At 56.1% G+C, this 12,956-nt stretch carries 14 protein-coding genes and 2 tRNA genes; 9 read left to right on the forward strand and 7 right to left on the reverse strand.

Translation table 11 applies throughout. The features are described 5' to 3' along the window. Window positions 1-36 precede the first annotated feature (36 nt). Both QC816_RS15820 and QC816_RS15825 read right to left on the reverse strand, forming a co-directional pair. Window positions 37-267: a diguanylate cyclase domain-containing protein gene (locus QC816_RS15820; RefSeq protein ID WP_309783306.1), complete on the reverse strand. Its 231-nt coding sequence runs from the start codon at window positions 265-267 to the stop codon at window positions 37-39. A gap of 7 nt (window positions 268-274) precedes the next feature. Then, a complete protein-coding gene (locus tag QC816_RS15825) occupies window positions 275-934 on the reverse strand; it encodes a GGDEF domain-containing protein (protein WP_309783308.1) in 660 nt (219 codons plus the stop codon). 294 nt (window positions 935-1,228) lie between these two features. Between QC816_RS15825 and cobA the strand changes: the two genes are divergently transcribed. The 4 genes from cobA to dcd all read left to right on the forward strand — a co-directional run bounded on the left by cobA (window position 1,229) and on the right by dcd (window position 4,838). After that, on the forward strand, window positions 1,229-2,035 hold the full coding sequence (gene cobA / locus QC816_RS15830) for a uroporphyrinogen-III C-methyltransferase (RefSeq protein WP_199285246.1): 807 nt from the start codon (window positions 1,229-1,231) through the stop codon (window positions 2,033-2,035). Between the two features lie 161 nt (window positions 2,036-2,196). Beyond that, window positions 2,197-3,315, forward strand: a complete 1,119-nt coding sequence (locus QC816_RS15835; RefSeq protein WP_085919328.1) for a coiled-coil domain-containing protein — start codon at window positions 2,197-2,199, stop codon at window positions 3,313-3,315. 144 nt (window positions 3,316-3,459) lie between these two features. After that, the gene (apbC, locus tag QC816_RS15840) at window positions 3,460-4,260 is read left to right on the forward strand and encodes an iron-sulfur cluster carrier protein ApbC (RefSeq protein WP_085919329.1); all 801 of its coding nucleotides are present in this window, start codon (window positions 3,460-3,462) and stop codon (window positions 4,258-4,260) included. Between the two features lie 11 nt (window positions 4,261-4,271). Beyond that, entirely contained in the window at window positions 4,272-4,838 is a 567-nt protein-coding gene (gene dcd / locus QC816_RS15845; protein ID WP_066315332.1) for a dCTP deaminase, read from the forward strand. A gap of 69 nt (window positions 4,839-4,907) precedes the next feature. Here dcd and purN read toward each other — a convergent pair whose 3' ends face one another. After that, window positions 4,908-5,642 (reverse strand): phosphoribosylglycinamide formyltransferase, encoded by a 735-nt coding sequence (gene purN, locus QC816_RS15850; RefSeq protein ID WP_309783313.1) that lies wholly within the window; start codon window positions 5,640-5,642, stop codon window positions 4,908-4,910. After that, window positions 5,639-6,712, reverse strand: coding sequence for a phosphoribosylformylglycinamidine cyclo-ligase (gene purM / locus QC816_RS15855; protein WP_085919331.1), 1,074 nt, complete (start codon window positions 6,710-6,712; stop codon window positions 5,639-5,641). Before purM ends, purN begins: the two co-directional genes overlap by 4 nt. Window positions 6,713-6,907: 195 nt before the next feature. Here purM and QC816_RS15860 point away from each other — a divergent pair, with 195 nt between their 5' ends. Both QC816_RS15860 and hda read left to right on the forward strand, forming a co-directional pair. Next, window positions 6,908-8,005 (forward strand): AI-2E family transporter, encoded by a 1,098-nt coding sequence (locus QC816_RS15860; protein WP_199285249.1) that lies wholly within the window; start codon window positions 6,908-6,910, stop codon window positions 8,003-8,005. Continuing rightward, entirely contained in the window at window positions 8,002-8,706 is a 705-nt protein-coding gene (gene hda / locus QC816_RS15865) for a DnaA regulatory inactivator Hda (protein WP_085919333.1), read from the forward strand. Before QC816_RS15860 ends, hda begins: the two co-directional genes overlap by 4 nt. Window positions 8,707-8,827: 121 nt before the next feature. On the opposite strand, the gene QC816_RS15870 is transcribed toward hda, so the two are convergent. Continuing rightward, window positions 8,828-9,202, reverse strand: a complete 375-nt coding sequence (locus tag QC816_RS15870; protein WP_066315349.1) for a phasin family protein — start codon at window positions 9,200-9,202, stop codon at window positions 8,828-8,830. A 277-nt stretch (window positions 9,203-9,479) separates the two neighbouring features. On the opposite strand from QC816_RS15870, the gene QC816_RS15875 reads away from it, so the two are divergent. Further along, window positions 9,480-10,868, forward strand: a complete 1,389-nt coding sequence (locus QC816_RS15875) for a class II fumarate hydratase (RefSeq protein ID WP_085919334.1) — start codon at window positions 9,480-9,482, stop codon at window positions 10,866-10,868. On the opposite strand, the gene QC816_RS15880 is transcribed toward QC816_RS15875, so the two are convergent. Then, window positions 10,865-11,935 (reverse strand): endonuclease/exonuclease/phosphatase family protein, encoded by a 1,071-nt coding sequence (locus QC816_RS15880; RefSeq protein ID WP_085919335.1) that lies wholly within the window; start codon window positions 11,933-11,935, stop codon window positions 10,865-10,867. The two genes, QC816_RS15875 and QC816_RS15880, sit on opposite strands and share 4 nt — an antisense overlap. Window positions 11,936-12,122: 187 nt before the next feature. Here QC816_RS15880 and QC816_RS15885 point away from each other — a divergent pair. After that, window positions 12,123-12,199, forward strand: a tRNA-Val gene (locus tag QC816_RS15885). Between the two features lie 43 nt (window positions 12,200-12,242). Further along, window positions 12,243-12,319 (forward strand) — tRNA-Val (locus QC816_RS15890). A 109-nt stretch (window positions 12,320-12,428) separates the two neighbouring features. Here the strand turns inward: QC816_RS15890 and QC816_RS15895 are convergent. Then, complete coding sequence (locus QC816_RS15895) at window positions 12,429-12,908, reverse strand: GAF domain-containing protein (RefSeq protein ID WP_085919336.1); 480 nt, start codon at window positions 12,906-12,908, stop codon at window positions 12,429-12,431. Window positions 12,909-12,956 lie beyond the last annotated feature (48 nt).

A 12,956-nucleotide genomic window follows, 5' to 3' on the forward strand; every position in this document is an offset into this window, starting at 1 on the left:
TACCTCCTAAATAAGGATGATGAATGGCTTGCTCTTTCAGGATAGAAGGCAGACGCAGTCACGACCAACATCTTTGGCACTATAAAGTGCCTGATCCGCGCGCTCGATCAGGCTCGCTATGGGTTCACCACAGCGATACTCAGCAACGCCGATGCTGAGCGTGACCTTCCCGACGCCCATGCCGAAATCATGTTCAGCAATTTGATGGCGTAACCGGTCAGCCAACTGATGGCATTGTTTGACCGGGGTTAGCGGCAAGAGGGCCATGAACTCTTCACCCCCCCAGTCGGGCTATCATGTCTTCGCTGCGCAGCAGTGATTGAGCCAGGGTGGCCAGTCGTTTGAGGACTTCATCGCCGTGGAGATGCCCCCAACGGTCGTTGATATATTTAAAGTGGTCGATGTCGAGCATCATGATGGATAGCGGGGTGCCGTGCCGCGAGCTTAGCGATGCCAGGTTAGTCAAGTGGACCATTAGTTTGCGTCGGTTAGGCAGGCTGGTCAGTGGGTCGGTGTCGCACAGCTTGCGTAGCCGCTGTTCTTCGCTGACCTGGTCACTGATGTCCATCATGATGCCATGCCAACGAACACCATTTGGCATGGGTTCAGGGGTGGCGCTGACGCCAATCCACTTAGCTTTATGTCCGGGTGGCGCAAGGCGGAACCGAGTGGCTAATGGCAGCATTCCCCGGGCTGAGCGTTCAATGGCTGACATCAGTTTCGGATAATCCGCGCCGGTCAACGTCTCGAGCGCCGTATTGGCATCCTCTGCCAGTTGGTCGCGATCAATCGGCGCTGACGTCACTCCGGCACCTTCCATGAACGGCATGGACATATGGCCGTCGTGGTGGCGGAAGAACTGGAAGACGACGCCTGGAATCTGACTGATAAGTTGCTCGGCGTTGAGCGATAAGGGGATATCATTCACGGACATGCGTGAATCTCCGAAGCTGTACCATTGGAAAGCGGTGCCATCAAAAACAATCGGCTAGGATAGCCTTAAAAACGTAATTAGAATGTAAGCCATTTCCTACAATTCGATACATTTACATATTTTTTTGCTATATCTAAAAAAATATTAAGACTAAAAAGGTATATAATACGTTGGTTTAACGTTGCTGATGGCATATGTGAGCAAAAAGCATTACGTTTGTGCATATAAAATATTCTTTTTATTCCGATGAGGTGTGTTTTGTCGCACAGCACGTCTATACAGGATGGCGCTTGCATGAAGGGGCGCGTCAGTTTGGTGGGGGCCGGGCCAGGGGATCCTGAGTTACTGACGCTCAAGGCGTTTAAGCGCTTGCAGAATGCCGATGTGGTGTTGCACGACCGCCTGGTTAGCGATGAGATCCTGGCGCTACTGCCGTCAACGGTTCGGCAGTTTTATGTGGGCAAGGCTCGCTCGTCGCACAGTGTTCCCCAGGAGGGTATCAACCAGGCGCTGGTGGACTGGGCCCGGGCAGGGAATCGCGTGGTTCGACTCAAGGGAGGCGACCCGTTTATTTTTGGCCGTGGAGGGGAAGAGCTTGAAACCTTGATAGCTGCTGGCGTCCCTGTTGAGGTGATACCGGGTATCACGGCGGCGTCGGGTTGTGCGGCCTATGCCGGTATTCCGCTGACCCACCGCGACCATGCGCAATCGGTGCGCTTTGTCACCGGCCATCTCAAAAACGGTGAGTGTGATCTGGATTGGCAGACATTGGCACGCCCGGGCCAGACACTGGTGTTTTATATGGGGCTGGGCAGTGTGGATGTCATCTGCGAAGCGCTGGTCACCCACGGCATGGCGGGAGATACGCCGCTGGCGCTGATTGAGCAAGGTACGACTCAACAGCAACAAACCCATATTGGCACCTTGCAGGCGCTGCCTGATGCTTTCTATTCAGGCTATATAAAGCCTCCGACCTTGTTGATTGTCGGTCATGTAGTGTCATTGAATGCACAGCTGGCATGGTTCGACGTGGATCAGACCGATGCCAAGGGGTTTCGTCACGGCAAGCATCCAACGCCACCCACCGGTTCAGGCGGCTAGCGTTAAACAATCAACGCTAGTGTCTTATCGTCAGAGTGGATAGATACTCTAAGCTGTGTATGCTGGTAGCTAGCAGGCTGATAATTATCACTGTCTGCTGCCTAATGCGCAGCCAACACCGGTACGCGTAACGCGCAGCGAATACCAAAGGGAGAGGCGACATGTCAGACGAGCAGCAAACCGATCAAAAGCCGACCAATAGCAAGCCAGATATGAAGACACTGTTCCGCGATAATCGCGTGAAGGGAATTGCGGGTATCGCCGCGATCGCAGTGATCTGGGCCATCATGGCGCAGTCAAATGTCGGCACCAGCCGGGACCGCGTTGCGGCGCTGGAAGAGCAGGTGGCAAACGTTGAGGAAGAAAATACATCGCTGACTCAGCAGCTCAACGAAGTTGACGATGCCGAAGCAGATCTGTCGGCGCTGCAGGAGGAAATGAATGCGCTTGAAAACCAGCAGTCCGAAGAGCAACAGGCCCTGGAAAACCTCCAACAGCAAGTGAGTGACACGCGTTCTGAACTTGAGTCACTGCAGGAAGAGCGCGACGCCCTGCAAACCAACGTTGACGAACTGAACCAACAGGTAAGCGACGCTGAAAGCGAGCTGGCAACGCTGCGCGAAGAGCGTGATCAGGTACAGCAGGCCAGTGAGGAAGCTGACCAGGCACGTCAACAAGCCGAAGAGGCTCGTCAGAGTGCTGAAAATGCGCGCCAAGAGGCAGAAGAAGCCCGGCAGGAAGCGGCCAATGAACGTCAGCAGGCGGTTGAAGAGCGTGACGCCGCAAGAGAAACGCTGGATGACGTCAACACCCAGATCGAGCAGGCGAATGAGCGCTTGTCCAGCCTTCAAGACGACATCGCCAACGCCGAAGCGGAGCGAGCTGAGGTTCAGCAGGCGCGTGACAGCGCTGCCAGCGAGCGCGATGCACTGCAAGAAGAGGTCGATTCGCTGAAAGCGCTGCGTGAAGAAGAAGAGAATAGCCTGAACGATGTTCGCAGTGAAATGGAAGATGTCATGGTCGCCATCGAAATGGGCCGCGAGGAACTGGCCAAGATTGAAGACCAGGTGTCCACCCGTGAAGAGCAGCTGGAACGCTTGGAAACACAGTTGAATGAGTGGCGTGATGAGCTCTCCACGCTGGATTCGCGTACCGGTAATGCGGCCAACGATGCCGGTGAAAGCACCAGTCAAGGGGGTAGCGAAGAAGGCGACAGCCAGAGCAGCGAAGAGGCACCCTCTGGCAGCGAAAGTGGTAATCAGGAAGATGAAGCTGGCTAAGCACTCTTTCGAAATGTCTTAGTCTGGATGAGCGGGTGCTGATACGTCAGCACCCGTTCTTTTGGGTGCTGGTTTATGATTTGGTCCGCGAGGAGTATGATTCCAGCACTTGTTGATTCAACGCCAGACGAGGAGTCTGTCTAAATGGAAGGCGTAAAACATATCATCGCTGTGGCCTCGGGTAAGGGTGGCGTCGGCAAATCTACGGTTACCGTTAACCTGGCGCTGGCGTTATCCGCCCAGGGCTATCGTGTGGGCGTTCTGGATGCGGATATCTATGGCCCCAGTCAGGCGCAAATGCTTGGGGTTGCCGAGGGTGTTCGGCCGCAGGCAGCGGGTGAAGATAAATTCCTGCCGCTTGAGGCCCATGGGCTGCAAGCCATGTCGATGGCGTTCATGGTCAACACACGTGAAGCCATGGTCTGGCGCGGGCCGATGGTGGTGGGGGCTTTCCAGCAGATGCTTAATCAAACCCAGTGGGATAACCTGGATTTTCTACTTATCGACATGCCGCCCGGTACTGGTGACATTCAGTTGACCCTGGCCCAGAAAGTCGCCGTTTCCGGGGCTGTGATTGTGACCACACCGCAAGATATCGCCCTGCTGGACGCGCGGAAAGGCATCGAGATGTTCCGCAAGGTGAATGTGCCTGTATTGGGCGTGGTTGAAAACATGAGTCTTTACCATTGCGAAAAGTGCGGCCATGAAGCGCCTATATTCGGTGCTGGCGGTGGTGACCGTATTGCCGAAGAGTATGAAACCGAGGTATTGGGTCGTTTGCCGTTAACCCTGTCGATTCGTGAGCTTACCGATTCAGGTCGCCCAAGCGTTGTTTCGGAGCCGGAGGGATCGGTCAGCCAAACGTTTGCCGCGATTGCCACACGAGTGGCGCAGAGCGTGGATGGCCAGAATAAAGAAAGTCCCACTATTTCCTTCAGCGAGTGACGACGTAACCAATGAGCATCAAGTCCGATAAATGGATCCGGCGCATGGCAGAAAGCGATGCCATGATTGAGCCTTTTGAAGCGGGGCAGGTCCGTTATATTAACGATCAGCGGGTTATTTCCTACGGCACATCCAGCTATGGCTATGATGTCCGGTGCTCGGATGAATTCAAGGTCTTTACCAATATTCATTCGGCGATCGTGGACCCCAAAGCGTTTGATGATAAAAGCTTTGTTGATGTAAAGGGCGATGTCTGCATTATTCCGCCCAACTCCTTTGCGCTGGCGCGGACGGTGGAGTATTTCCGTATCCCGCGCAATGTGTTGACGATATGCCTGGGTAAATCGACCTATGCCCGCTGCGGAATCATCGTCAACGTCACGCCTCTTGAGCCGGAATGGGAAGGTCACGTCACGCTGGAATTTTCGAACACAACCAATCTGCCGGCTAAAATTTACGCTCACGAAGGCGTTGCGCAGATGCTGTTCCTGGAATCTGACGAAGTGTGCGAAACCTCCTACAAGGATCGTGGCGGCAAGTACATGGGCCAGCGTGGTGTGACGTTACCGCGTACCTGAATAATGCCTGTCTGCTAAGTAAAAAGCCGGGCGGTATTGGCCGCTCGGCTTTTTTGTGGCCGGATTTGCCTAGACGGACTCGTCGAGCTCTTCGGCCGCATCGTCGTGGGACAGTCGCATGCCATGGAGGGGCAGGGGATGGCCGTCCATGGTAGCCCCTTCACCGCTGTATTGAAGGCGTCCCTGTAAAAACCATTGTACGGCGATGGGCAGGATCAGATGCTCACGGGCCTGGACTTTCTGCTTCAGCGATTCAACGTTATCGTCGGTGGCGACATTGAGTTCGGCCTGTAACACTACCGGCCCGCCATCCAGTTCCTCGGTAACGAAATGAACGCTGCAACCGTGGTGCTTCACCCCGTCGGCCAGCGCGCGAGCGTGGGTGTTGAGCCCCTGGTAAGCGGGTAACAGCGAGGGATGGATATTCAGCATCCGGCCCAGAAAGCGCTGCACAAAGCGCGGTGTCAAAATACGCATGAAACCGGCCAGCACGATGGCGTCGGGCTCATGGCGTTCAATCACCTTGATCAGTGCTCCGTCGTAGGCCTCACGACTATCGTACTCCCGGTGCGGTAGCGCAACAGCATCGATACCGGCGTCACGGGCGCGTTTTAGGCCATAGGCATCGGCCTCGTTGGATATAACGGCCACAATCTCGCCACCCAGGCGGTCGTGTGACTGCGCCTCGATAAGCGCTTGCAGGTTGCTGCCACTACCAGAAATCAACACGACCACGCGGGGTGGCGTAGTGGGCTCTGGGGTCATGTCCGTCAAGGTGTCGCTGTTATAGTCGGTGCTGCTCATGCCGGCAAATTCTCCAACACCACGGCATCCTGCTTGCGTGGTTCAATCTGTCCCAGTCGGTACACGGTTTCGCCTTGGGCTTCGAGGTGGCGCATGGTCTGGCTGGCCTCGGCTTCAGGGACGACGACGACCATACCGATACCGCAGTTCAGAACCCGGTACATTTCGGTGTCGGTGACATTCCCCTGGGTTTGAAGCCAGTCAAATACCGCTGGTCGCGTCCACGCCTGGGTATCGATGCGTGCTGCAAGCGAATCGGGGAGTACGCGGGGGATATTCTCGAGCAGCCCGCCACCGGTGATGTGTGAAAGCGCATGAACCGATAGGTCGGTCTCCCGTAGCAGGGAAAGCAGTGCCTTTACATAAATGCGCGTCGGTGCCATCAGGGCATCGCCCAGAGCAACACCGTCGATCTGGGTGTCCAGCGGCGCGTTACCGTGCTCGATAATCTTGCGAATCAGCGAGTAGCCGTTTGAGTGAGGTCCGGATGAGGCCAGGCCGAGCAAAACGTCGCCTTCCGCCACGCGGCTGCCATCGAGAATCTCGCTTTTTTCGACGACACCAACGCAGAATCCGGCCAGGTCGTAGTCATCACCTTCGTACATGCCCGGCATCTCGGCGGTTTCACCACCAACAAGGGCGCAGCCTGCCTGCTCGCAGCCAGCACCGATACCGGTGACCACGTCCGCCGCGATATCGACATTTAATTTACCCGTGGCATAGTAGTCGAGGAATAACAAGGGCTCGGCACCGGCAACGATAAGATCGTTGACGCACATGGCCACCAGGTCAATACCGATGGTGTCGTGTTTGCCGAGTGTCATGGCGAGACGCAGCTTGGTACCCACGCCGTCGGTGCCTGAGACCAGTACCGGCTGCTGATACCCTTGAGGTAACTCGCAAAGGGCGCCGAATCCGCCGAGCCCGCCCATGACTTCAGGGCGCGTCGTGCGCTTGGCAACGTGCTTGATGCGATCGACCAGCGCATTGCCAGCATCGATATCAACGCCTGCGTCTTTATAACTGAGTGACGGTCCCGATGAGGCGTGCGAAGAAGAGGTGTCGGTCATGACAGGTCCTATGGAGCAAAGTACGGTGCGATAGTGGCTGGCGTACGTCGCCAGAGCCGGGCAATAATTGAACGGGATTGTAACACCCGGTGGCAAGGCTCGCATCGGCTCGCGTATGACGTTAACAAAAGCAGGCGGTTTTTCTTTATATCCGGCATAGTAGGCTATCGTGACAGTGGCCATCAAAGGAGTTATATGCGCAATTCATGGTGGGGGATCCTGCTATTAGTCCTGGTGTTCGGGCTGTTGTATTTACTGGATGCCGTATTAATGCCGTTTATTGCCGGTATCATCCTGGCGTATCTGGCGGACCCGCTGGCCAATCACTTCCAGCGTTGGGGAATGAACCGTGCGGTGGCGGTCAGCAGTGTTTTCTGTGTGCTGCTGCTGGTGCTGGTTGTCAGCCTGCTGATCATCATCCCGCTCGTGATTCAGCAGTTGAAACAGTTAAGTGACGCCGTGCCGGGTATCTTTGCCTGGGGGGAAAACACCCTGGCGCCGAAGGTGTTCGAGTGGACCGGTTATGATCTGCGTTCTGAACTGGTCAATGTACGCGAGACGCTGGTCGAGAATTGGCGCGATGCCGGTGGCTACCTGGCCCAGGCACTCGGCCAGATAGGTCGCTCCGGGATGGCCTTCATATCCTGGGTCACTTACGTGGCGCTGATCCCTGTCGTGACGTTTTACCTGCTACTGGACTGGGATCGTCTTATCACCAATATTGCCAATCTGATTCCTCGTCAATGGGCGGATGATGTTAGCCGTCTGGTTGGCCGCTGTGATGAAGTATTGGCGTCGTTTTTGCGTGGACAGCTGCTGGTCATGCTTTGCCTGGGCATCATCTATGCGAGCGGGTTGACCCTGATCGGGCTGGACTTTGGCTTGTTGATCGGTGTGGTTTCCGGCCTGGTGAGCATCGTGCCGTTTCTTGGCTTTATCCTGGGGTTGTGTGTGGCGCTGATTGTCGCGCTATTCCAGTTTGGCACCTGGTGGGGGCTTTTGGGTGTTGTCGCCGTGTTTACGATTGGCCAGGTGGCGGAAAGCGTGGTGTTACAACCTAAGCTGTTAGGCGACAAGATAGGCCTTCACCCGGTCGCGGTTATTTTTGCAGTGCTGGCGGGAGGTAACTTATTCGGCCTGACGGGGGTGCTGCTGGCCTTGCCGGCGGCGGCGGTCATCATGGTGCTGCTACGCGAGGCCAGGGACCGTTACATCAACAGTGATCTGTATAACGATGACGATCAAAACGCCCAAGAGGTGCCCGCGATCGGCGATGAGAGGGAGTCTTCATGAGCCAGGTGCCGGCGCAGCTGCCCCTCGGGGTGGGTTTGCGCGACGACGCTACGTTTCATAACTATTACGCTGGCGAGGTCAATGCGGCATTGCTTGATCGCCTTCAGCAGCAGTGGGCGCAAGCCGGCGAGGATTTTATTTATCTCTGGGGCCTGCCGGGGTCAGGGCGCAGCCATTTATTGCAGGCTGCCTGCCATGCCGCTTCCGATCGAGACAAGCGGGCCCTTTACCTGCCGTTGGCCGAGTTAGGTCATTTTCCACCATTGATGCTGGAAGATATTGAGCGGCTCGACCTGGTCTGTATAGATGATCTGGAGCAGGTGATAGGCCGGAAGCGCTGGGAGGAAGCGCTTTTTCATGCCTTCAATCGCCTGCGCGATGCCGGCAAGCATCTCGTGATTGCCGCCAATGCGCCGCCCCGCCAGTTGCAGGTGGTGTTACCTGACCTGGCATCGCGGTTGACGTGGGGCACGGTGTTCCACCTGCATCCTTTGAATGACGATGACCGTCTGGCCGCGCTGAAGCTGAGGGCCCATGCCCGCGGGATGCAATTGCCCGACGACGTAGGCCGCTATATTCTTCATCGCGGGCCACGCGAACTTGGCGCACTTTGTCGAGCGCTGGAAACGCTGGATCAAGCGTCGCTGTCCGCCCAGCGTAAATTGACCATCCCGTTTGTGAAGTCCGCACTGGGCTGGTAATGCTGGTCGGCTAATAAGGCCACGGCCATAAAAAAAGCCACCAGCGGTGGCTGGCGGCTCATCAATCATCGTCTACTTACTGCGCATGACATTCGGTCATGCGAGTGACCCGTTATTCCAATCAGGCCGTTTTACCCATCTTGCTGGCCGCTGTCTGTGCCTGCTTGATGTTGTCTTCAGTAATCTTCTGACTTTTCTGAACGAAGTCCTGCTGTAGAGAAACCACGTTATCAGCATCGCTTTTGAGGCGCTCTGCCACTTCTTTGGCGACTTTCTGCTGGTTTTCCATGTAGCTGCGTAGTTCCTCGGCGTCTTTCACGCTCATCAGCTTGCGTGCCTGGGCAAGACTGGTATCTACGTAGGCTTTCTGCGCATCAAGTTGCGCATTGAAAAGCTTTTCTGTCATGTCGACACTCAGCGCAGCGTAAGCGCGTGCTGGGGCCATGAAGAAATTATCGAACTGCTGTGTCCATTCGTTGGTGTTGAAAGTACTCATAATCAAAAATCTCCTGTTTAGCGGTGCTAACGCGTTTCGATGAAATGGGTAGCAGCGCCAGACGAAGTGTCGTCCTGTGGTGCTTTCCCTGATGTTCTGAGATGCAGCATAGCAGGCGTTTTTGTGCAGTGCAACATGGTTGGATAATAAAGCTGATGCCAGATCGCTTGAGTTTTATACTGCGGCCACTAGGCTAGAAATGACGCCGTTTCACGATTGCCCGTCGGTAAATTATCGTACCGACGTTTATCCGCCGATATCGACAAGGAGGACTACCATGAAAACGCGCATTGAACGCGACAGTATGGGGGAACTGGATGTTCCTGCCGAGGCGTTGTACGGCGCCCAGACGCAACGCGCAGTGAATAATTTTCCGGTCTCTCACACCCCGATGCCGGTTGCGTTTATTCATGCGATTGCACGCATCAAGCTTGCCGCCGCTCAGACTAACCAAGCGCTGGGTGAACTTGATGCTGATCGCGCCGACGCGATCATGCAGGCCGCCAGGGAAGTGATCAGTGGCGAGCACGACGAGCACTTTCCGGTGGATGTGTTTCAGACCGGGTCGGGCACTTCCAGCAACATGAACGTAAATGAAGTCATCGCCACCCTGGCCAGCCGTCGTGGTGTTGAGGTCCTGCCCAATGATCACGTCAATATGGGGCAGTCGAGTAATGATGTGATTCCGACAGCGATACATGTGTCGGCCGCATTGGCTGTACATGAGTCGCTTCGTCCGGCGCTGGTGCATCTTCGCAGTACGATTGATTCACGAGCTGCCGAGCTTTCGGATGTGGTCAAGACCGGCCGTACGCATCTTATGGATGCCATGCCGCTGCGCATGGATCAGGAACTGGGCGCCTGGTCGAGCCAACTGGGTCAGGCCATCGAGCGGCTGGACAGCTGCCTGACGCGGCTATGTCGGCTGGCGCAGGGTGGAACAGCTGTCGGGACAGGCATTAACGCACCCCAAGGGTTTGCCGACCAGGTGGCCTCCCAGCTAAGTGAGCAAACGGGACTGTCGTTTAAGCCCAACGATAGCTTTTTCGCCAGCATTGCCTCCCAGGACGCGGCCGTGGAGCTTTCCGGCCATCTCAAAGGCCTGGCGTGCATTGTCATGAAGATCGCCAATGACCTGCGCTGGATGAACTCAGGCCCGCTTGCCGGACTGGGTGAAATCGAGCTCGAGGCGCTGCAACCGGGCAGTTCGATCATGCCCGGTAAAGTGAATCCGGTGATTCCGGAGTCGGCTGCACAGGCCGCCGCGCAGGTTATTGGTCTGGATGCCGCGATAACGGTGGCCGGGCAGAGCGGGAATTTTCAGTTGAACGTCATGCTTCCCCTGGTGGCCTATAACTTGCTGACGGGCATCACACTGATGACCAGTACCACGCGGCTGTTAGCCGACCGTGCCATTGCGACCTTCACGGTACGGCGGGACAGCATTGAAACACCGCTCGCTCGTAATCCCATTCTGGTCACGGCGCTTAACAGCGCGATTGGTTACAATGCGGCAGCGGCCATCGCCAAGGAAGCTTATCAAACAGGGCGGCCGATCATTGATGTCGCCGAAGAGCACACCGACCTTGGGCGTGACCGCCTTGAGCGCTTGCTTGACCCAGAGGCGCTTACGCGAGGTGGCGTGCCTGATAACGACAAGGGCTAGGTCTGTTGCTCTTCGCGCTGACCCTGGCGGATGGTCTGACTTGCCTCGCTTTCCTCCTCCGCGCTTGCATCGGGTGTTTCATGCTCGTGCTTGCGGGTGGGGCGGTAGCAAAGCGTGGCAAGCATTGGAAAGTGATCCGAGCCAAAGTCTTTCAAGCGATGCATACGGCCAAGTGTGAAGTGCTCGCTGACGAAAATGTGGTCGAGAGGCCAGCGCAGAATCGGGTAGTGAGCGTGAAATGTACTGTACATCCCCCGCCCCCGACGAGGATCCAGCATGCCGGCAACGCGGCAGAAGCGCCGAGTAGTGCGTGACCAGGCAACATCGTTAAGATCGCCGGCGACCAGTGTCGGCTGCGGCGTCTTCTGGATCTTCTTACCCACCCATAACAGCTCGGCATCCCGCCAGAGCGACTTTTCGCTTTCACCCGGCGCTGGAGGGCGGGGATGCACCGCAAACAGTCGTATTGCCTCACCACCCGTCAGCCTGATGTGGGTATGGATAGAGGGAATGTCGTCCTGGATAAGCCACTCGACGGATGTGTTCTCAAGCGGCAGCCGTGAGTAAAGATGCATGCCGTAGAGGTTGTCGAGGGGAATCTTGACGCTATACGGCCACTGCGCGTCCAGCGCCGGGTCCAGTTGGTCCTGCCACCACTGATCAGATTCCAGTGTGAGAATGATGTCGGGCTGATGTGCGTGGATCTGATCGATAAGGTCTGAAGACCGGCGGTTAGGGGTCAGGACATTGGCGACGAGCAGCGTAATGTCCCGGGCTTCATTGCAAACGTTGGCTGAGCGGACCTGTTTGGGCCAGAGCCGCGTCCAGGGCAGGATATAGCACGCCTGGATGATAATGACGGCCAGGCAAATGACGAGCGTGATCATTTGCCATGTAGGTGAAACAGGCATGAGCAGCGCTGCTATAAAGCAGGCAATGGCGAGGCTCGCAATCTGTAAGCGTGGAAATTCACAGCTACGAATCCACCACCAGCGCAGTCGTATGCGGGCAACCAGTGTTGTGAGTAATAAGACGATCGCGATGCTTCCCAGCAATAGGCCTGGCATGGCCGGTCTCCCGTGTTGTCTTGCGTTCGTCGATGGGCGCTGTTCCAGTGTAGCACCCGGTTTGTTCGGGCAGCGTGATAAGTTCCCGGCGGCGAAGTGACCGTCAGTGACTGCCGATGCTTTGCTAAGTCGATAAATAGCTTGCAATTCAGTGGCGGAAACGTAAAATACGCATCCGTTGCTCGGCAGGACCATAGCTCAGTTGGTTAGAGCGCCACGTTGACATCGTGGAGGTCGGCGGTTCAAATCCGCCTGGTCCTACCATCTTGGTTGTCGTTAAACGGCCAGGCAGCAATGACACTTTTTCAGGACCATAGCTCAGTTGGTTAGAGCGCCACGTTGACATCGTGGAGGTCGGCGGTTCAAATCCGCCTGGTCCTACCAGATTCTCGATTACGCCCCGTCATTCACGTCATGACGGGGCGTTTTTGTTTTTGTGCGATTTGTCTGGCGTGAGGAAGTATCGCGTTGCTTTGTCAGTGGGGTCAGTCCGTCAGTGATCCCAGACAGGCAGGTCGGTTTGGCGTTTAAAAGTATTCAGTAATGCTTCAATGCCGGCTTGGTCCTCTTGGCTAAAGCGTGCTTCCTGCGGGCTGTCGATATCCAGCACCCCCCATAGCTGATCATTGCTGACAATCGGCACGACCAGCTCCGCCCGGGAGTCGATGTCGCAGGCAATATGGTCGGCAACGCTGTGAACATCATCAACGCGCTGGGTGGAACGCTTTCGCGCGGCAGCACCGCAAACCCCCTTGCTGAACGGAATGGGGTGGCAGGCAGGCTTGCCCTGAAAAGGCCCTAGCGCCAGCATCTCAGGTGAGCGTTGCAAATAAAAGCCGACCCAATTCAAGTGGGGTAGTGACTGCATGATGAATGCGCAGGTTTGCGCACTATTGGTTAGCCAGTCGCGGGTATCCAGCAACGCGGCGAGCTGGCGATCGAGAAGGTCATAGTTGACGCTATCAAGTGACATGACGGCTCCCTGGTTATGCATATCCATAACGACACCGGGCCGACAGTT

The sequence above is a fragment of the Vreelandella janggokensis genome (assembly GCF_031451615.1).
Taxonomy (GTDB): domain Bacteria; phylum Pseudomonadota; class Gammaproteobacteria; order Pseudomonadales; family Halomonadaceae; genus Vreelandella; species Vreelandella janggokensis.